Below are 20,476 nucleotides of genomic sequence, written 5' to 3' on the forward strand. Positions count from 1 at the left end.
TTTTTACACGGGTGGGATTCGACTCATCGACTCATCGATCAGCCTTTAATGGCTCCGATCATAACACCTTTCACGAAATACTTTTGCAGAAAGGGATAGAGGAACAAAATCGGAACCGTCGCGACGATAATCGTGGCGTATTTGATCGTTTCCCCGATCGACATCTTATCCCCGCCGGCGGCCCCGGTTAACATGGAATCCGTACTATTGGTGATTAGAATTTCCCGCAGAATCAACTGCAGCGGGTACAGCTCCCTAGTTCGCAAATAAATGAGAGCGTTGAACCAGCCGTTCCAGTGGGCTACGCCATAGAACAAGATCATGACCGCCACAACCGGCATGGACAGCGGAAGCACGATGCGGAACAAGACGGTGAAATCCCCCGCTCCATCTAGCTTGGCGGATTCCTCAAGACTGACCGGGATCGCTTGGAAGGCCGTGCGCATAATGATCAGATTGAACGCACTCATCGCACTGGGAATAATTAAAGCCCAGCGCGTATCGAGCAAGCCGATGTTCTCAACCAGCAGATACGTCGGGATCAAGCCGCCGTTGAAGAACATGGTAAATACGATCAGGAACATGATCGGATTTTTCCACATGACGCTTTGCCGGGATAAGGCGTAGGCCCCCAGCGATGTCATAAGGATATTGAGCGCGGTGCCCAGAATTACATACAGGATCGTGTTCGTATACCCGGTGAGAATCGACGGATTGTCAAATACGAGCTTATACGCCTCCAGCGTAAAGCCCTTGGGAAACCAGATCAGACCGCGGGTCTGCACCACCCAGGCCGGGTCGCTGAGGGAAGCCGCCAGGACATACAGGAACGGGTAAATGGTGAACACCGACAAAGCGATCATGAATAGAACGTTAAACGCATCAAACAGCTTTTCTCCCCATGTACGTTGATTCATGGACGATGCCATCCCCCTTTACCACAGCTTGGTTTCGCTGGTACGTCGGCTTATGGTGTTGGCGAATACCAGCAAGATGAAGTTAATGATCGAGTTGAACAAGCCGACAGCCGCGCTGTAGCTGAAATCGGATTCGAGTATCCCTTTGCGGTACACGAAGGTGCCGATGACATCCGCCGTTTCGTACGTGCTGCTGTTGTAAAGCAAAAGAATTTTGTCCGTCCCAACCGTCATGAAGTTGCCGATCTGCAGGATCAGCAAAATGATCACGGTCGGAGCAATACCCGGGAGGGTAATGTGCATCGTTTGCTTCCACCGGTTTGCGCCGTCCACCTTCGCCGCTTCGTATAAGGACGGATCGATGCCGGACATGGCGGACAAATAAATAATGGAGCCCCAGCCGACGCTCTGCCAGATCCCGGAGGAAATGAAGATCGTACGGAACCAGCCGCTTTCGCGAAGAAACGCAATGGGCTCGATGCCGAACCAGGCGAGCATATTGTTAATCAGTCCGTCCCTTGCCAGAAAATCGACCATCATCCCGGCAATCACGACAATGGAGATGAAATGCGGCATGTAGGTGACGGTCTGCACGGCTCGCTTAAAGACGGCGCTGCGAAGCTCGTTCAGCAGCAGAGCCAAAAGGATTGATGCAGGGAAAGCAAATAGAAGCTCATACAAGCTGAGCAGCAGGGTGTTGCGGAGCAGTCTCCAGAAATAGTAGCTGTTAAAGAAGTCCTGGAAATGCTTGAAGCCTACCCAAGGACTTTCCCACATCCCTAGACCCGGAGAAAAATCCTTAAATGCAATCTGCAAGCCATACATGGGCGTGTAGTAAAAGACGAAATAATAGAGCACTACAGGGGCCAGCATGAGATAAACATATTTATTCACCGCCAAATCCCGGATGGCCCGGTATTTGAAGCTGTTCTTCTCCTCTGCTGAAGGCCGGCCTGCTTGCTCTTTGATTACGGTGGACATACGTGGCCCTCCTGTCGGTCTGGGTCTGGAAAGCAGCTCCGGCGGAATCGGAGGGCTATCTTATCCTTGCCCCCGCCCCCGCCGGAGCCTTATCTCTACTTGCGGCTGTTGAAGCGGTCGAGGGCTGCTTGACGTGCTTTGATCGCTTCTTCGATCCCCATCCCCTTGATCGTACTGACAAATTTATCGAAATTCGCGATCGGCTCGGAGCCCATGATGAATTTGCCGAACATTTCGTCGCGGTACGTTTTCACATCATTCATAATAGAGGCCGTTTTCGAGCTTTCCTCCGCCGACAGCGTAACCGGAGGCATAAGCTTGGAATGGTCCGCCTGCATCCACGTCTTCTGCGCATCCCGCTGCTCCGGCATCGTGTAGAACTGCTCGATGTACCGCTTATCCTGCACGAACGGTCCGCTGTAGGAGGCTTGGAAGAACTTGGCCATCGCCTGGGCAATCGGGAGCTTATCCGGATTGTTCAGTACAACGTCCATATACTTAGGGTAGCCGTTCTCCATTTTGTAGCTTTGGCCTTCGATCCCGAAGTTGAACAGCATATGACCTTCCTGCCCGAATTTGTAGTCCAGCCATTTGACGATTTGCTCCGGATTGGCGGCAGTAGCACTGACTGCCGCACCGATGCCGGTGAACGGATAGCTGTACTGTCCGAGCGCCTTCTGCCCTTCCTTAGCCGAAGGATAAGGGAGGCCGGCCAGGGTAGCTTCCGGATTCGAGCCCTTCAGTAACGGAATATAACGGCCGATGCCGCTTCCGGCATAGGCGTTCAAGACACCGACTTGATGACCCGTCACCTTCGCATCCTTCAATTTGGAATCGGTCGTGGCATAGTCCCGGTCGAGCAGCCCTTCCTTGTACCACCTGGCCATTGTGGTCAAAAATTCCTTATACTCCGGCTGCATCGGGCCGAACTTGACCTTTCCATTCTCCTGGTAAAACTCGTTCGTAATGCCCCAAGCTCCCACAAGCATATGGCTCAGCTCGATTTCATTGCTCGGATGCACCGTGAACAGCAGCGGAATCTCGTCCTTCCTCCCGTTGCCGTTCGGATCTTTATCGCGGAAGGCAACAAGAACGTTCTCCCATTCACTGATCGTCTGCGGTACCTTCAGACCCAGCTTATCCAGCCAATCCTTCCGGATGGCGGGTCCATTGACGACGGATAACATTTCGTCTCCATACAGGAACGGCATAACATAGATATTGCCTTCGTCCGTAGTAATCAATTTGCGGAATTCCGGCTTTTCCTTCAGCAGCTTGGACAAGTTGGGCGCGTGCTTGTCGATCAGCTCGTTTAATCGAAGAATGCGCTTTTCCTTAATTAAGCTGTCTGCTCCCTTCGGTGCCGCGTTCCAGCCGTACTCGATGACATCCGGCAGCTTGCCGGAGGCGATCATCAGGTTGAACTGGTCTTTTTCCTGCCCGACCGGCGGATGCTGAAATTCAACCTTCGTTCCGGTGATTTTCTCCAATTCCTTGTAAGCGGCAATTTCATTGTAGTTTTTCATTGTAGCCGCTACGTTGGCATTCAATGCCGTCCAATAGGTGATGGATTTAGGATATAGCGCTTCTGTCTGGGCCTGAGGCGTTGTCGCCGGCTCGCTGCTCTTCGGTGTCTCTCCTGTGCCGCCGCAAGCGGCAAGAACTCCGGCAAGAAGCGATACGCTAACGGTACAAGCCGCAGCTTTCTTTGTTTTCATCATAATGGGTGGACCCTCCTTCATGGTTGAGTGACCTCTTTCACGTTTTACTTTAAGCCGTCGCCGGCTTTCTGCCTATAATCTGTTGCAAACCGCACCAACAGTCCTTCACATCAGGCATAAACCGTTTTCTATCGGGCAAACCGTTCTTCACATCTTCCTGTATTTCACTTGTCTTTACTAATTTTATCATGGTATCTTGGAGGAGTGGGTGTACTTTAAGCGAAAAAGGGGGAGTGTAGATGCGAAAAGCACGGAAAAGCGTATTTCTGACCTTATGGCTTTCCTACCTCCTCATTCTGCTGATTCCCGTGTCGATCTCCGTTCTTCTCTACGCCAATGTGGAAAAAAACATGGTCGACAATGCCAACCGTTCGAACCTGGCCATGCTGGAGCAGGCAGGCGAGATTATGGAGAATGAATTCCGGGATATCGATCGGCTGCTCCTGCAAATCTCGACGCATCCCAAGCTGCAGACACTTTGGAACCTGGATAACGGCGAGCAGTATTTGGGGTACACCGAAGCGGTAACGGCACTGAGGAACATGCGTTACGGCGAAATGCTCGTGGACAATTTTTTGATCCGGCTGGATCAATCGGATATCATTCTTACTCCAAGTATGAAAACGGATACAGAAACCTATTTCAGCCAAATCGCACCGTATCGGGATATGACGGTTCGAGAGGTCAGGAATCGCTTTTTCTCCGGCTCCCATTTCAAAACCTGCTGGCCGTCCTCACCGGTTATGGACACGACGGTTCCCAAGAATGTAATCACCTGCGCGGTTACACTGCCGTTAGGCGAGAGGGACAACGTTCGGGCCACCCTGCTGATTCAATTAGGGGAACGGCAAATGGCATCTATTTTGAAAAAAATGGACTGGGCGGGCGAAGGCTCCATCTTCATAGTTGATGCCGCCGGGCAAGTTCTCTTTTCTACGCCGAAGGGCCGTCTGCCGGAGGAAATTCAGTACCAAACCATGAGCGGCGGCCACTCCGAGACTTATTCTATGGATGATCAAAACTATATGGTTTCCTACACCAAGGGAGAAAGCGGATGGAGATATGTGTCCGTCATCCCGGAAAGCTATATCCTGCATCGCGTTAACGAGCTCAAGGTATGGGCGCTGACGCTTCTGTGCATCGCTCTGCTGGCTGGAACCGGCGCCGCCTTATGGATGGCCTACCGGAGCTACAGTCCCATCCGGGACATGGTCGTCACCTTGCTGGGCGGGAAAGAAGAGATCAAGCATACGGGGAATGATTACGAATTTATTCAATCCTCCATCAAGCGGCAAATGCTGGAGAGCAAGGAGCTTCATCAAAAGCTGAAGGACCATCTTCCCGTCGTCCGTGCCCACTTCCTCACCCGCCTGCTGAAGGGCCAGACCCATCGGGATGACTTGAATGACCAGACCTTCGGTTATATGGGGATTCAGTTTCCGTACGGCTGCTTCAGCGTGCTGCTCGTTGAAGTGGATGATCATTCCGGTTTCGCGCGTAATGACAGCGAAGAGGAGTGGGCGCTCGGAAGGTTTATTCTTGTCAATCTCAGTACGGAGTTAATCGGAGAAAGTGGTTATGTGGTGGAAACGGACAGGAATCGGCTGGCGGTCCTGCTCAGCCTGCCGGATGGCTCCGACAGCTCAAAGCTGGCACGCGCGGAGCTCATCGGGAAGCTGAAGGATGTCGTAGAGAATCGATTCAAGATGAAGATTACGATTGCCGCCAGCTCCATTCATCAAGACGTCCGTGAAATGAAATATGCCTATGAGGAAGCGCTCAGCGCCCTGGACTACCGCATTATTCACGGAATTAATTCGAGCATTTATTATGACGAGCTGGTTCAGCTGGAGACGGCATACTACCATTACCCGATCGAGACGGAAATTCAATTGATGGGTTATTTAAAAAGCGGCAAGTCCTCCCATGTCGTCGAGCTGCTTAACGAATTGTATGAGTATAATATTGTCTCCCTCGGGATTACCCCTCAGATGGGCAAGTGCCTGTTTATCGATCTGTTAAGCACGGTGATGAAGGTCCTAGGGGCGCTGCAGATTGATGAACGCAAGGTTTTCGGAGGTGCCGATCCTACGAAATATATTATGAACAGTCTTTCCGCACAGGAGATGCTCTCTAAAATCCAAGACCTTTGCCAAGGGATTTGCGATAGTGTAACGGAGGCAAGGAACGGTCAAACCTCACAGTTAAATGAAGATATCCGCATGTATATCGAAGCCCATGCATCCGACAACGGTCTGGGGCTTACATCGATCGGAGACCGCTTCGGCCTCTCCCCTCAGTACGTGTCCGCTTTATTCAAGAAACAAAACGGCATCAATATCACGGATTACATCGTGGAGACACGTATGCAGCTGGCTAAGCAGCATCTCTGTGATCCGAGCCTGACGATCCTGCAGGTGGCGAACAAGGTCGGTTATGCTACCGATATCGGCTTTATCCGTGTATTCAAGAAGCAGGAAGGCATGACGCCCGGCAAATATAGGGAAATCAATGCCGGTTCGGCAAATATAGCCGACAGCCGGTTATAATGCTGACAAACTTTCTATAGATTCCTCCCCATATTCACAAAAAGGGGGGTGTCCCATAAGTAGAAATTCTACTTGAGGGAACACCCCGTTTCTTTATGTGGAACTAAATTTCGCTTGAAATAGTGGAAGGAGGAAGCCTATCCCGCCGAATTTGGAGCTCCTTTGGCTTTTCTTATTACTAACCCCTAAAAGGGCTGGCCCAGTTCCTTGAAAATAGGACTCATCTGCGAGTCAGTGGGAAAATAGCTTCAGCGCGAGTTTTGGATTGCCGTCATTTCCACAAAATCTAATCTATTGACGGCAACCAAGTGTTTGAGCTTAGGTTGAAGGTAGTTTCCCACGACCAACGATAAGATGGTCATATTTTCACGGACTTATGGGGCAGCCCCCTTTTGCCTTGGCATTTGCAGCCGCCTGCTCGGGAGACTTCGCACCTGGTATGGCTACTGCCCTCTAAGTCCGTTGAACAGCTGATTAGAGGGCGTTGTTAACATTATTTATTTTCGGTCATGGCTGCACGGATCGCTGCACTCTCTTCCTCATTAGGGCCATAAATTCCCGGAGGAACCAAGCCTGCTTGCCGTATAAGAATGGTCATTTGTCCGCGATGATGGATTTGGTGCCGCACTGCCATGTTCAAAACTCCTGCGTAGGTTATATCTATAAATCCGAACAGCTTAAGAGCTTCGGACAGCTTCTCATCGTTCCATTGCCCCTTCAATGCCGTAACAACGGCATCGCTCATTTGACGGTAGCTATTGGAGATCTCTGCTGCACTAGTTGGCGTAGGCAGTTTATAATCAGGTCCCTCGATTTGCAATCCCGCGGCTTCGAGAATCGCTCCAAGACCGCCTACCAAGTGCCATCCTAAATCGCCAAGCGTCTTAGGCTTCTCCTTTGATACCGCTTGGTTAAGAGACGAGTCAGTTAACGTCTCCAGTACTTTCAATGTGAATGAAGCCTCCAGCTCCCAATCCTTAACAAATTGATTGATGCTTTGATACATGTCTGCACGCTCCTTCTCAAATGTTAATATATGTATATGATAAGAGCATATCATTTTGGGAAGTATCGTAGCAACATTGGGCACAGTCTTTAGGTGGACGCTATGAATGGAATCAGCCAAAATCAACAATAATAAAATAGAGCTTTTACCTACATATTTGAGGAGACATCCGTATGTGGCCTGCTATCTCCCCCGCCGATTGGATACTCATCGGGCTTAGCGTTGCCGGTCCCGTTCTTGCGCTGTTCGGTTTCAATGTGTACCGAAGAAAAAGAAAACAAACCGGGAAGTGACGGCGATTCCAAAGCTGTCTAATTACGAAAAAGCACCTGGCTGACAGGTGCTTTTCTTGTCCCTCATTTTCACTTGCCACGATAATTCGATTGAAGTCCGCGGAATAAGGTAAGGTAGAGCCTCAAGCCAAATCGGTTTTGCATTTTTTTATGATGTTGTCCATTTTCGGCGCGGGTGGTAATATAAAATGATCTTCAATGCCTCGCTGATGGTACTTACTATTACCATAGTATAACTGCTTTTATGTACACTACATTAAATATAGGGGAGGTATCTACTACCATCATGTATAACATTCCGGTCGAAGCCACTCTCGACGTGATCGGCGGCAAATGGAAGGTTGTTATTTTGTGCCATTTGGATAAGGGAGAAAAGCGAACCAGCGAACTGAAGCGATTAATGCCCTCCATCACTCAAAAAATGCTGACTCAGCAATTACGAGAGTTAGAAAACGATGGAGTGGTAAAACGAACAACTTACAATCAGGTGCCGCCAAAGGTCGTTTATTCGCTGACCGAATACGGTTGGTCGCTTAAACCGATTCTGGATGCCATGTGCTCATGGGGTGAGAAGCATATCGATGCGGTTGCCGTTCCCCAAAAGCTTTTGCAAGAAAACTGATTTAAAGATAAGGGGCATACCCTCATGTTGAAGGTAAACCCCTGATGTAGGTCAAAAATCAAAATGGTCCGGATCCGGGCCGACGCGAAGGTTTTGATTCAATCCGTCAATCCGCTCCATCTCTTCTTGGGTGAGTTCAAAGTCGAATACGGATGCATTTTCAACGATGCGATGCTCTTTGGTCGACTTGGGAATCGTCACAATGCCGTTCTGCAGGTCCCAGCGTAGAATCACTTGGGTAACGGATTTGTTGTGCCTGTCCGCAATTTCTTTTAAGACCGGATTGTCCAGCAATTGACCTTGCATTAACGGAGACCAAGCCTCAAATTGAATCCCCTGCGATTGGCAAAAATCACGAAGCGGGACTTGTGTCAAGCGTGGGTGGAATTCCACTTGATTCACCATGGGCTTAATTTCCGCTTGCTGCAGCAGTCGTTGCAGGTGATGTATGTGGAAGTTGCTTACGCCGATCGCTCTCACCCGGCCATCTTTATAAAGTGTTTCCAATGCCCTCCAAGAGGATTCAAACTTTCCTTCTACAGGCCAGTGAATGAGATACAAGTCCAGATAGTCCAGGTTCAGCTTACCCAAGCTTGTTTCAAACGCGGCTAACGTCGATTCGTATCCCAAGTCGGCGTTCCATACTTTGGAGGTGACAAAGAGCTCCTCTCTCCGTATGCCGCCCGCTTCCAGACCTGCACGGATGCCTCGGCCTACGCCTTCTTCGTTACCGTAGATGGCCGCCGTATCGATGCTGCGGTATCCATAACGGATAGCCGTCTTGATCGCATTCTCAAGCTCGGGGCCTTCTTCCACTTTAAATACTCCCAGCCCGAGCCAGGGCATGGCAACACCGTTGTGTAGAGTTGTCGTATCTTGCAAATGTTTCATCATAGGGAATTCCTCCATTTTATGTCGCATTCTTCTTTACTTCCTCGTTCTCACTTCAAGTTGTCGCCGCGCGCTTCCTGTCTTTACGTTCCAATGCCATGCTCCAGCCGGTAAGAACAACAGCTCCAAGCACCATCAAGGCACCGATCCAAGCCGTATGGATGAGACCGATCGAATCCGTGATCACTCCGCCCAAGTACGAGCCAACGGCAATTCCGGCATTAAATGCGGCAATATTGATCGCGGAGGCGACATCAACCGCGGAGGGGACGAAACGTTCGGCCAACATAACCACGTAGAGCTGCAGCCCCGGAACATTCATGAAAGCCATCAAGCCCATCAAAAAAATCACGATTAATGCCCCTGCTTTAAAAGCGGCGACGAAGGTAAGCAAAAGCAGTACAACCGCTTGTATGATGAACATATAAAAGAGGGCCGAAAGCGGATTGCGGTTGGCCGCCTTACCGCCGATTACGTTGCCTATGGCGATGGCTATCCCGTATACCAGCAAAATAACGGCGACCGCACTTTGGTGAAAGCCGGTGATTTCTTGCAGCAGCGGGGCCAAATAGGTGAATACAACGAACGTTCCTCCATAGCCCAGGGCCGTAATGATAAACAACAGCAAAATGCGGCCGTTGGTTATTAATTTGAACTGATCACTGAAGGCGGCGCGTTTACCTTTCTGTAAACCCGACGGCACCATAATGCTGTTGGCGATGAGTGCAATAAGGCCGATAGCGACGATGGCGACAAAAGCGGCTCTCCACCCCAGCTGCTGGCCGATAAAGGTCCCGAAGGGCACCCCTGTGACGATAGCTACGGTAAGTCCCGTGAACATAAAGGAAATCGCGCTCGCCCGGCGATGCTCGGGAACCACCGCGGCTGCGATCGTCGAACCGATCGACATAAATACGCCGTGGGAGAAGGCGGAAATGACGCGTGCCGCCAGAAGCAGCTCGATGCTTGTAGAAATCGCAGCGACGGTGTTGCCTATAATGAAGACGATCATTATCCAAAGCAGCAAAGCTTTGCGCGAAATGTTCGACGTCAAAGAAGTCAGGACGGGAGCTCCAATCGTAACACCGAGCGCATACAGAGAAACGGTCAACCCCGCGGTTGTAACCGGAACGTTCATATCTTGTGAAATAAGGGGTAACAGCCCTACGCTGATAAATTCCGTGGTTCCAATGGCAAAGGCGCTAACCGCCAAGGCCAAAAGCGCCAGTGTGCTATGTTTTTGACTCAATGCATGTGCCTCCTTACTCGTTGATTTGTATAGGAACAAGCTGTGATTACCTCGGCCGGCCGGCACATGCTATTATGATGCATAGTAGACGCAGAGAAAAGTACGCACTTTTAAGTACTGTAGGTACTTTGAAGTACCTATACCGTTTTTGCTTGGAAACAAATAACGTCCCTGAATGAATGGTTCAGGGACGTTACTATTGTAACCGGGCTATTTTATTGAATGTAAATCGCCGTCACGGTTTGGCCTGTTACATGCAGAACTACCTGCTGATTCGAGACAAGTTTCGATGCGTCGCCATAGATTGTCACAGGGGACGATACGCTGTACGTAATGTTCTGCGTTGTTCCGTCCGTATACTTCTGATTAATGGATATGGCGGAAAGATGACCTTGACTGTTGAGCGTTTTGCCGGTGATTGTGCCAACCGCGGTATAGGTTTGATTGGAAGTGCTGCTGTTCCGGGTCACTTCCACATAAAAGACGCCGTTATTATAAGAACGGATCGTAACGATATCTCCAATCTGCAGATCGGAAACGTTCGCTTTCACGCCGTTTCTTATAACAAACGCATTCGCATTCAGCGTCAGTGTCGATGTTTGACTGCCGTTAAGAATCGTCAACGTGTTATTGTTAACGGTGGTCAGCAAAGTTCCCGTAGTCTGGCTGACGGCCGGTTGAGAGGTCGAGCCTCCGGCCAATTGCGTCACTTCGGCGTAAACTACGCTGTTATTATAGTAGCGGACGGTGATTGCGTCCCCCGGCTGCAGAGCGCCCGCACCGCTTTGCCCGCCGGCGCGGAAAATAAACGCATTCGAGTCCAGATTCAGACTGAAGTTCTGGCTTCCGCTTGTCACCACAAGAGCATTGCCGTAGGAAGGTACTGCTACGGTTCCTGTTATCGTCCCGCTTGCGGTGCTCGGTTGAACGGCCGTTCTGGTTACTTCGGCGATAGCCACCGTATGATTATATGCATACACGGTCACAACGTCCCCGGCTTGCAGCGTGGAAGAGCTTACCTTGGAGCCGTTGCGGTAGATGAAGGCGCCGCTGTTCAGTGCCAGGTTCTCCAGCTGCCCGCCGTTGACCAGCGTCAAGACATTGCTTCCGGCAGAAACGACTGTGCCCGTAACCTGCTTGCTGTATGTCGGCTGTGTGCCGGTGCTGCCGGCAGGGGTTGTCACTTCAACGTATACTACCGCATTACTATAAGCTCGGGTGCTCACGATATCTCCGATTTGCAGTGCTGAGGCATTGACCTGTGTGCCGTTGCGAAAGAAGAGCGCATCCGCGTGAACGGGCAGGCTCACCGTTTGACTTCCGTTCGTAATGGTGAGCAGGTTATTGCTCGCGGCGGCTGTGACCGTACCGGTATTTACTCCGGATGGAAGCGTCGGCTGAGTCGGTTGATTCGGCCATTGCCCGACGTGGCTTGTTACTTCGACAAAGAAAACGACATTATTATACGATCGGGTTCTTACGACATCTCCGGTCTGCAGTGCTGTTGCGCTTACCCTGGCTCCTCCGCGGAAAATAAATGCGTTAGGATCCAGCGTCAGCGACACTGTCTGGCCGCCTTTGTTTATGGTCAACACATTATTGACAACCGCCGTCGTTACGGTGCCCACTATAAGTCCGCCGCTGCTGTCAGGCAACTGGTCTCCCGCGCGGTCCAGCAGCGCCGCAATTTCCGCGCGCGTAACCGGCTGCATCGGTCGGAAGGTGTTGTCCTCGAAGCCATTCACGAGCCCTCGCTCCACGGCCACAGCCACATAGCCTATGGAACCGGCGGGAATTTTACCTGCATCGGAGAACGCCAGCTTCACGTTCATTTTTGCTTTAGCTTCGCTTTCCAGCTTCAGCGCTTTGACAAGCAGCGTCGTTGCCCATAAACGGTCAGACGGTTGATTCGGTTGAACCATCGTTTCCGATTCGGAGAACAGGTCGTTCTTCAAGGCCACCGATACGTATCCAACGGCCCATGATGGTACTTGTTTGGCATCTTTGAAGTTCAATTGGGTTTGCATTTCCGCCGCGGATTCCGCCTGATCTCTCAGCCCCATCAACCGAACGGCTGCGGCAATCGCCTCGATACGGGTTACCTTTTCGTACGGCCGGAACGTACCGTCCGAATAGCCTTCAAATATATTTCTTGACGCCAGGCTGGCAATATATCGCAAAGCCCATTCCATGTCTCTGCCTTGAATATCCTTAAAATCAAGATTTCCTCTTGGCCCTTGCCGACCGTTGCCGTTATTTTGTTTCTTTTCGTTTTGCTTCGAATCTTTCCAATCCTTCCAATCGTCTTTCCAGTCCTTTGAATCCTTTGCAAACGCGCTGGTGCCTGCGCCAAGTACCATTGCGGCCGTCAAGCCGGTAATGACAAGCTTTTTCATTGGAAAACGCTTCATCCCGAAATCTCCCCTTTACTAAGATAAGAGCAAGATATGAAGTATACTTAGAGCGAATACTACAATCTTTCGAGCGCTTACCATATTATGGAGGGGTTGTAAAATATTTTTCTTTTTTTTACTCACCTAGAAGAGTGACGGCTTTGTTTTTCCATATCTCAATGTACGGAGCGTCGATAGCCCACTGGATCATCACGACGGACTCCCCTGCGGCTAATGGCAATGTTATCAATGGGCGAGAGCTTATCTTCTTATCGTACGAGTAAACGGTAAGTTCCTTGTCCGACACGATACCGACCAGCTCTCGCTTCGGAGAAGTGAAGGCATCCTTCGCATCCGGACGAACCTGCCGGACCTCGCTCCAATCCACTGTCAGCCGATCGTAAGAAACGACTGAGTCCGGCAGGTCCATGGAGATGTCATGGAGCCGGTAATGATAAGCATGATTCTGCTCGTTCATTGAATAAAGTGCAAGTTGCGGAACCCATTGACCTCTTTCACGCACGATGGCCCAGCTTTCACCGGGTTCGATCTGAGCACCTTTCATAGCGCCGTTATTAGAGGTTTGCTGTGAAGTGGCGTTTAAGGCCATCAGTTTGGCTTGTACCGATGCACCGTATAGCTTGTTTAATGAGACATGAGAATCTTGAGCAGGAACCGGATTCTGTTTGGATTTCGCCTGCATCAAATCCTGGACTTCTTTTACCCACACGTAGTCATATTGAACTTCCTTGCCCCCCTCGACATGCCGCATGGATTGGGCGACGGACAAGTAACGGTTCCCCGCGAAAAGCAGCTTCTCCGTTGTCTTTAGGGGCTTGGCCGGCATTGTTTCAAATGCTTCAGGCTTTTTAGACAGGGAAGCAAGCGAAGCATTAAGTCTCCATGATTCTTCATTTCCCTCTACCTGCTTCTGCGGGGCGATTTTGAGAAAATCCGTCTTGTATGGCATTAAGATCCCTTCTCCTTGCGCAAGGGTTTGCAGTTCTCCTTCTCTATCGGCTAACAATACCGTTCGGTATGAGCTGTACTCCGGCGTACCCGCAGCTGATGGGTGATCCTGCCTTAATCCGATTAACACAGCGGATTGGATTTCCACTTCATTTTGATCATACGATCCGAATGATGGGGAGGCTGATGAATCCTTGAACGAGCGCTGTTCTTCGCCTGTATCGACGGGTCCTTTCCCCCATTTACTTTGCATTTCTATCGACAGGAAAGCGGCAACTATTAACAGCGAGACACTAACCATACTGAACCAAGGAAACCACTTTCTTGATTTACTTTCCTGCTCGTTCGCTCGTTCAATTATGCGTTTTTTTAATGTGTCGGAGAACCCGTTCCGGGTAAGCGGTCCGTTAGCCAAGCCATTTTTCAACTCGTCATCGATCTGCTTCATGACTCTGACTCTCCCTCTTTTTCGCCATTTTTTTTCGAGCATGAAATAAACGAGATCTTACTGTTCCTTCGGTTATCCCAAGTATTGAAGCCATTTCCTTCATCGATAATTGATAATGAGCGTATAATATGAGCACCTCACGGTATTTGAGCGGCAGCTCCAACACCATTTTCCACAAATCATTGGCAGCGAATTGATCAATAACCTCTTGTTCCGCAGAGGAAGTCACTGAGGAATTTGTAAGGAAATCAATTAAGGTCACCTTGCGGTAAAATGCCGAACGCCGGTAGTCGACCGTCATATTGCGGGTTATCGTCAGAATCCATGTTTTCACGGAGGACTCGCTTCGGAAGGAGTACAAGTTTTTGTATACCTTTAAAAACACTTCTTGTGTGATATCATCCGCCTGATCCCACTTTTTTGTCATGCTAAAGGCATAATTCCATACATCTTTCCCATAGGCAGCCATCAGCTCTTCAAAGATGGCTTTTTTATCGGAGCTCTCTGATAAATATCTTAAATAATCCAAATTCACATTAGATTCCAATCCCGCCACCTCGACTATTAGACGAACAACTCACATAATTAGTTCAATTTTCCTTAAAAGTCCCCCAAAATAACGTATTTCTGAGTGCTGCATGAGGCTCTGACAAGTTGACGGAGTGTGTAAGCATAATCAAACAAACATTTGACTGAATAGAAGCGCAGAAGTAATATAATATTATAATCAAATGCTTATTTGAGTGATCGGAGAATTATTATGACCGAAAAGGATACATGTGAGCTGTATTGTTTTGACGAAGCCAAAGTCAGCCGTGTCCAGCAGGCGCTGAAGCAGCAGGACATTCCAGCCATGGCAGGCATGTTTAAGGCGCTTGCCGATGAAACGAGAATGAAGGTGGCGTTCGCCCTTTGTCAGGAGGATGAGATGTGCGTTTGTGATGTAGCTCATGTAATTGTGTCCTCCCTGGCGACGGCATCGCATCACCTTCGAACACTGAAAAAGTTAAATATCGTGAAATACCGGAAGGAAGGCAAGCTCGCGTTTTATTCCCTAGAAGATGAACAGGTACGGCAGCTCATTATGCTCGCTTCCACCCATAGCAAGGAGTTGATTATCAGTGGAACCTAGTACGCAGCAAGGAGAAGACAAAAACATATACCGCGTGCAAGGATTTACCTGTACAAACTGCGCCGGCATCTTTGAGAAAAATGTGAAATCTCTCCCCGGAGTGCTGGATGCTCAGGTCAATTTTGGTGCAGCCAAAATTACGGTTTTCGGGAGCACTACCGTGGAAGAGCTGGAGAAAGCCGGGGCATTTGAAAACTTAAAGATTACGCCGGAAAAACAGCGTGTGATCGAAAAGAACGAACCGTTCTGGAAAACAAACTGGAATGTGCTTGTATCGGCACTGCTTCTGGCCGCAGGATACATTCTAGGTGAGCTTTATGGTGAAGGAAGCACGGGATCCTCCCTTGTCTATGCAGCGTCAATTGTGACGGGTGGTTACGAACTCTTTCAAAAAGGCATCAAGAACCTGTTTCGGCTGCAGTTTGATATGAACACCCTCATGACGGTCGCCATCATTGGTGCTGCGGCGATTGGCGAGTGGGGCGAAGGTGCGACCGTCGTCATTCTCTTTGCTATCAGCGAAGTGTTAGAGCGTTACTCCATGGAAAAAGCCCGGCAATCCATTCATTCTCTAATGGACATCGCACCAAAGGAAGCGCTCATTCGCCGCAGCGGCACTGAGCTTATAGCCAGCGTCGATGACATCGTCGCGGGTGATGTGATGATCGTCAAACCCGGTCAAAAGCTAGCCATGGACGGTATCGTCATCAAAGGAAGCTCGACCTTGAACCAGTCAGCCATTACCGGCGAATCGATGCCGGTGGCAAAGACAATCGGTGATGACGTATTTGCCGGCACGCTGAATGAAGAGGGCTTGCTCGAGGTGAAGGTAATCAAAACTGTTGAAGACACCACGATCTCGAAAATCATTCATCTGGTGGAAGAAGCGCAAGCCGAGCGGGCACCTTCACAAGCATTCGTAGACCGGTTCGCGAAATACTACACGCCGGCTATTGTGGTTTCTGCTCTGCTCATTGCCGTCATTCCGCCGCTGGCGTTTGGCGGAGCTTGGGGCGAATGGATATACAAAGGCCTGGCGCTGCTTGTCGTCGGATGCCCCTGCGCATTGGTGATATCCACGCCGGTTTCGATTGTGACTGCGATCGGTAACGCAGCAAAACACGGCGTGCTTATCAAAGGCGGTATACATCTGGAGGAGGCAGGTCGAATCTCTGCAGTGGCTTTTGACAAAACAGGAACGCTGACCAAAGGAGTTCCGCAGGTCACGGATTTCGTTTCCTTTGGCGGCGATCCGCATGAGCTGCTTAAAATCGCAGCCGTTCTGGAAAAAGGCTCGCAGCATCCATTGGCCTCCGCAATATTGCGGAAAGCGGAAGAGGAGCAGGTTGATTATAACGAAGCTGTAGATGACTTCAGCTCCATCACCGGCAAAGGCGTGAAGGGAAGCTTCGGAGGACAGATGTACTATATCGGCAGCCCAAAGCTATTCAGTGAGCTGCATACGGCAGTTGATCCAGAAGCGGTAAGAAGCATTAAGGAACTGCAAAACCAAGGGAAAACGGTCATGGTGCTCGGAACACAATACGCGGTCCTTGCAGTCATAGCAGTTGCCGATGAGATCAGGGACTCCAGCAAAAATGTCATTCAAAAGCTGCATGAGCTCGGGATCAAGAAAACCATCATGCTGACCGGCGATAACAAAGCCACAGCAGATGCAATCGGCAAGCGGCTCGGCATCGCCGAAGTCAATGCAGAGCTCCTGCCGCAGGACAAATTAGCATATATCAAGACGCTTCGCTCAAAGTACGGTAATGTGGCTATGGTCGGCGATGGTGTGAACGACGCTCCTGCCCTTGCCGCATCCACTGTCGGTATAGCGATGGGTGGAGCCGGCACCGATACCGCTTTGGAAACAGCCGATATCGCCTTGATGGGGGACGATTTGAGCAAGCTGCCCTACACCATGAGCCTCAGCCGAAGAACGCTTGCCATCATCAAGCAAAACATCGCTTTTTCGCTCGGTATCAAAGTAGTGGCGCTGCTGTTAATCCTTCCAGGCTGGCTCACGTTATGGATGGCGATCTTTGCCGATATGGGGGCAACCTTGATTGTGACGCTCAATGGTTTACGTTTGCTGCGTGTGCACGACAAATAAACCTGCAGCCCTTCATTGCCGGTTTCAATCGTATTCCATTATCATGGCTGTATTCTTTGCTCTCTCTTCGCCCAGCAGCTTTCCTACAACGTACAAAGAAGCATCTATGCCTGCAGATACACCGGCGGACAATACCATTTTTCCATTATCAACGAACCGGGCTTCCGGTACAATTTCTGTGGATGATGGCACCACTTCTTTCAACTCATGAATAGCTGAACGATTTGTTGTTACTTTCAGTCCATCCAGCAAGTTGGCTTTTGCTAAGATCAAAGCTCCCGTGCAAACAGACAGTACGTTGAGCTCCGCTAAAAACTTATAAATTCTAATGTTATAATAAAAGTATTCGGTCATTGACCGAATACTTTGCCCAGGCGCACGGCTATGATTAATTTATCCAGGTTGAAGATTAGATTACACTTCGTCGACCATAGGCAAATAAGATCATACCCACGCCTAACATAGCGCAAATCGTATACATAAATGAATAAGAGGAAAGATCGGCGATTGGGCCCATAATAATTCCACCCAGAGAAACACCTAAATCGGCCATTGCAATAAATAAACCAATGAGCACATTGCGATTCCATTGCGGCAGAACAAACGTCAAATACGTTGTTAACGTAGGATAGAGGAGCGCTTGTGCGATTCCCATGAATACAGCTCCCATGTAGAATAAGTACACTCCAACCGCCACAGAGAAGCTTATGCTTAGCGCAGCTGCCGTCATTATGAGCATAATTCCAATAATGAAAGGTGAATGCCACTTGCCGTCGGAAGGAATTTTGCCTTTAAGAGCGAATCGCGACAAGACGATAGTACCTGCTTGAAGCATGAGATAAATCCCTGCGTTGCCGCCTTGTATTTGATCCGCGTACAATGGAATAAATGTTGTAACAGCTCCAAATACAATAGAAGCAACCAACATCAAGACGCTGCATTGGAACAAGTACGGGCTTTTAACCAGCTCGCCGTAGGACCTGAACATCGCAAGCCCTTGCACAGCCTGAGTCGGGGCAGGATCAGCCTCTTTCCCCTCCAACCTGGCGCTATAGCCCACAATTCCTGTTAGAATGGCTAAGGTAATCATGGTCACTGTAAAATAACTCATATCCCCGGCTTGCCAAATGCCTAAGGCCAGTAAGGGGCCAAAAATTCCAGGCATATAGGAGCATAAGGAATACATCGAAATGCCTTGGGAACGATCCTTGTCCGGCAGCGCATCAATAATGCCCAGCTGTAATGCCATGGAGAAGAAAGCCGTGCACACCCCCTGCAGAATACGGGCAACGAAATAGCCTCCTAATCCGGTAACCGTGTACAGAATTAATGCAATCCCATTGATGACAAGAATTGTGCGCAGCACTTTAATAGGGCCAAGCTTGTGTATCATGTGGCCTGCCCACGGACGAAAAAGCATGGTGGTCAACAAATAAGCTCCCATGACGATCCCGATGGTAGAATTCGCAGCGCCTAGTGACTCCCCTTTCAATGGAATGATGACATTAAGTATGGAGTTGGCGCTGAAGTAACAAAGAGTTAACAGATATAACCGCAGAAAAGGCCATGACAAGGCTCCCTTCACATCTCCTGCTCCTGTCTCTATTGAATTTGCAATCCAAATTTCCGGATCAACTTACGCGATGATCATCTGCAGCAGCATTCTCGCATACGATGACTGAACGTTCTTAAGCTCTCCTATAGTAACCATCTCTTCGATCCGCCCATTTCTAATGATCATGACCCTATCACATAGATAGGCTGCAGCCTGTATATCATGAGTTATGAAGATATATCCCATGCTGTACATTTTCCTCAAGCTCCTTAGCAATTCAAGCACTTGTATTTGTACCGACCCATCCAGAGAGCTGATGGCTTCATCTAAAATAATGCATTTCGGTTCCGTAGAAACAGCGCGTGCAATACACACCCTTTGAGCCTCTCCCCCGGAAAGCTCATGGGGGTATTTTTTTCGATAGGACGGATCAAGTCCCACTTGATGCAATAACAGATCAATCTTACTTTGTCTTTCTTTCTGACTATATTTTTTCATCCTCAAGGGCTCCATGATGGCTTCCTCCACCGAATAGAAGGGATTGATGGAAGAGGTGTAGTCTTGAAATACGGCACTAATGTTTCCCCATCTGGATTTTCGGTCCCCTACACTCTTTCCCTCAAACAGAACCGAGCCTTCATCCGGCTTTTCAATACCCAATAGCAGCCGCCCTAATGTGGATTTGCCGCTTCCGCTTTCTCCGATAATGCCGAGACATTCCCCGGGCTGCATTTCGAAGCTGATGCCTTTCAATACACGCTGTCTCTTCGATGAGAACAATCCGCCTTGTTTATAGGATTTCTCAACACGATGAACGCTCAGCAATGCCGACACCCCCCATAATTTGCGTAAAATGCTGATGTATCACTTGCTTCGTGGATACTAAGTACCGGGTATATTCCTGCTGCGCCCCGGAAAAAATCGCTTTCGTTGTCCCCCTCTCAACAATGACTCCATCCTTCATGACCAAAACTTCATCGGCCATTTTTCTAACAACGCCCAAATCGTGTGAGACGAAAATCATGGAGCAGCCCATCCGTTCCCGCAGCTGAATAAATTGTTCGACAACCTCATATTGCGAAATCGTATCGAGTGCCGTTGTCGGTTCGTCAGCGATGATGATGTCGGGCTCCAATACGATGGATAGAGCAATCATTACCCGCTGCAGCATCCCCCCGGAAAGCTGGTGCGGATACTTATTCATCACCTCAATGGGGTTCATCAACCTTACGCTTTCCATGGCATGCTTCATTCGGTTCGTTATTTCCTCACGGCTCCAGCCGTAATGCTGCTCGAGAGTCTCCTTAAGGTGAACGCCAACCACGCGTGAGGGATCGAATGCGCGCATGCCATTTTGCATAATCATGCAGATCTGTTTCCCTCTTTTCTTCCGCATTTCCTTATCTGTAAGTGTGGTCAAGCTTTCTCCTCTGAACCAAATGTCCCCCGATTGACGGAGCCCGGCTTTGTTCAATCTCATAATCGCCCTGCAGGTTACGGACTTGCCGCTGCCGCTCTCTCCTACGATAGCCAGACAGCTTCCTTCTTTAACCTGAAAGGAACTATCAAGAACAATCGCTTCCCCGGTTTCATGATTCCAAATTTTCAAATTTGCAACCTCCAATAAGTTCATC

Annotated in this window: 17 protein-coding genes; 4 read left to right on the plus strand and 13 right to left on the minus strand. The window is 49.5% G+C overall.

Translation table 11 applies throughout. The features are described from left to right. Positions 1-38: 38 nt before the first annotated feature. From RAC89_RS26835 to RAC89_RS26845, 3 genes are all read right to left on the minus strand, one after another. Positions 39-917, minus strand: a complete 879-nt coding sequence (locus RAC89_RS26835; protein ID WP_306616794.1) for a carbohydrate ABC transporter permease — start codon at positions 915-917, stop codon at positions 39-41. 18 nt (positions 918-935) lie between these two features. Further along, on the minus strand, positions 936-1,898 hold the full coding sequence (locus tag RAC89_RS26840; RefSeq protein WP_306616795.1) for an ABC transporter permease: 963 nt from the start codon (positions 1,896-1,898) through the stop codon (positions 936-938). Positions 1,899-1,993: 95 nt separating this feature from the next. Beyond that, a complete protein-coding gene (locus tag RAC89_RS26845; protein ID WP_373430110.1) occupies positions 1,994-3,616 on the minus strand; it encodes a type 2 periplasmic-binding domain-containing protein in 1,623 nt (540 codons plus the stop codon). A 242-nt stretch (positions 3,617-3,858) separates the two neighbouring features. On the opposite strand from RAC89_RS26845, the gene RAC89_RS26850 reads away from it, so the two are divergent. Beyond that, positions 3,859-6,168, plus strand: a complete 2,310-nt coding sequence (locus tag RAC89_RS26850; protein WP_306616797.1) for a helix-turn-helix domain-containing protein — start codon at positions 3,859-3,861, stop codon at positions 6,166-6,168. 493 nt (positions 6,169-6,661) lie between these two features. On the opposite strand, the gene RAC89_RS26855 is transcribed toward RAC89_RS26850, so the two are convergent. Beyond that, on the minus strand, positions 6,662-7,174 hold the full coding sequence (locus RAC89_RS26855) for a DinB family protein (RefSeq protein ID WP_306616798.1): 513 nt from the start codon (positions 7,172-7,174) through the stop codon (positions 6,662-6,664). A 579-nt stretch (positions 7,175-7,753) separates the two neighbouring features. Between RAC89_RS26855 and RAC89_RS26860 the strand changes: the two genes are divergently transcribed. Further along, a complete protein-coding gene (locus tag RAC89_RS26860) occupies positions 7,754-8,089 on the plus strand; it encodes a winged helix-turn-helix transcriptional regulator (RefSeq protein ID WP_306616799.1) in 336 nt (111 codons plus the stop codon). A 51-nt stretch (positions 8,090-8,140) separates the two neighbouring features. Here RAC89_RS26860 and RAC89_RS26865 read toward each other — a convergent pair whose 3' ends face one another. From RAC89_RS26865 to RAC89_RS26885, 5 genes are all read right to left on the minus strand, one after another. After that, a complete protein-coding gene (locus RAC89_RS26865; protein ID WP_306616800.1) occupies positions 8,141-8,983 on the minus strand; it encodes an aldo/keto reductase in 843 nt (280 codons plus the stop codon). A 52-nt stretch (positions 8,984-9,035) separates the two neighbouring features. Next, on the minus strand, positions 9,036-10,229 hold the full coding sequence (locus RAC89_RS26870) for an MFS transporter (protein WP_306616801.1): 1,194 nt from the start codon (positions 10,227-10,229) through the stop codon (positions 9,036-9,038). Between the two features lie 215 nt (positions 10,230-10,444). Continuing rightward, positions 10,445-12,640: an S-layer homology domain-containing protein gene (locus tag RAC89_RS26875; protein ID WP_306616802.1), complete on the minus strand. Its 2,196-nt coding sequence runs from the start codon at positions 12,638-12,640 to the stop codon at positions 10,445-10,447. Positions 12,641-12,758: 118 nt separating this feature from the next. Beyond that, the gene (locus RAC89_RS26880; RefSeq protein ID WP_306616803.1) at positions 12,759-14,039 is read right to left on the minus strand and encodes a hypothetical protein; all 1,281 of its coding nucleotides are present in this window, start codon (positions 14,037-14,039) and stop codon (positions 12,759-12,761) included. Beyond that, on the minus strand, positions 14,023-14,586 hold the full coding sequence (locus tag RAC89_RS26885) for an RNA polymerase sigma factor (protein ID WP_373430066.1): 564 nt from the start codon (positions 14,584-14,586) through the stop codon (positions 14,023-14,025). The genes RAC89_RS26880 and RAC89_RS26885 overlap by 17 nt, the downstream gene beginning before the upstream one ends. 213 nt (positions 14,587-14,799) lie before the next feature. Between RAC89_RS26885 and RAC89_RS26890 the strand changes: the two genes are divergently transcribed. Continuing rightward, positions 14,800-15,171 carry an ArsR/SmtB family transcription factor gene (locus RAC89_RS26890; RefSeq protein ID WP_306616805.1) on the plus strand — a complete coding sequence of 124 codons (372 nt, stop codon included), beginning with the start codon at positions 14,800-14,802 and terminating at the stop codon, positions 15,169-15,171. Beyond that, entirely contained in the window at positions 15,161-17,287 is a 2,127-nt protein-coding gene (locus tag RAC89_RS26895) for a heavy metal translocating P-type ATPase (RefSeq protein ID WP_306616806.1), read from the plus strand. The genes RAC89_RS26890 and RAC89_RS26895 overlap by 11 nt, the downstream gene beginning before the upstream one ends. A 24-nt stretch (positions 17,288-17,311) precedes the next feature. Here RAC89_RS26895 and RAC89_RS26900 read toward each other — a convergent pair whose 3' ends face one another. Genes RAC89_RS26900 through cntD form a run of 4 tightly spaced genes read right to left on the minus strand, consistent with a single transcriptional unit; the run spans position 17,312 to position 20,475 of the window. Beyond that, positions 17,312-17,641 carry a DJ-1/PfpI family protein gene (locus RAC89_RS26900; protein WP_306616807.1) on the minus strand — a complete coding sequence of 110 codons (330 nt, stop codon included), beginning with the start codon at positions 17,639-17,641 and terminating at the stop codon, positions 17,312-17,314. A 55-nt stretch (positions 17,642-17,696) separates the two neighbouring features. Beyond that, positions 17,697-18,872: a staphylopine family metallophore export MFS transporter CntE gene (cntE, locus tag RAC89_RS26905; protein WP_306616808.1), complete on the minus strand. Its 1,176-nt coding sequence runs from the start codon at positions 18,870-18,872 to the stop codon at positions 17,697-17,699. 51 nt (positions 18,873-18,923) lie between these two features. Next, positions 18,924-19,667 carry an ABC transporter ATP-binding protein gene (locus RAC89_RS26910; RefSeq protein ID WP_306616809.1) on the minus strand — a complete coding sequence of 248 codons (744 nt, stop codon included), beginning with the start codon at positions 19,665-19,667 and terminating at the stop codon, positions 18,924-18,926. Continuing rightward, positions 19,645-20,475: a staphylopine uptake ABC transporter ATP-binding protein CntD gene (gene cntD, locus RAC89_RS26915; protein WP_306617810.1), complete on the minus strand. Its 831-nt coding sequence runs from the start codon at positions 20,473-20,475 to the stop codon at positions 19,645-19,647. The genes RAC89_RS26910 and cntD overlap by 23 nt, the downstream gene beginning before the upstream one ends. Between the last annotated feature and the right edge of the window lies 1 nt (position 20,476).

The sequence above is a fragment of the Paenibacillus sp. GD4 genome (assembly GCF_030846225.1).
Classification (GTDB): Bacteria; Bacillota; Bacilli; order Paenibacillales; family NBRC-103111; genus Paenibacillus_G; species Paenibacillus_G silviterrae.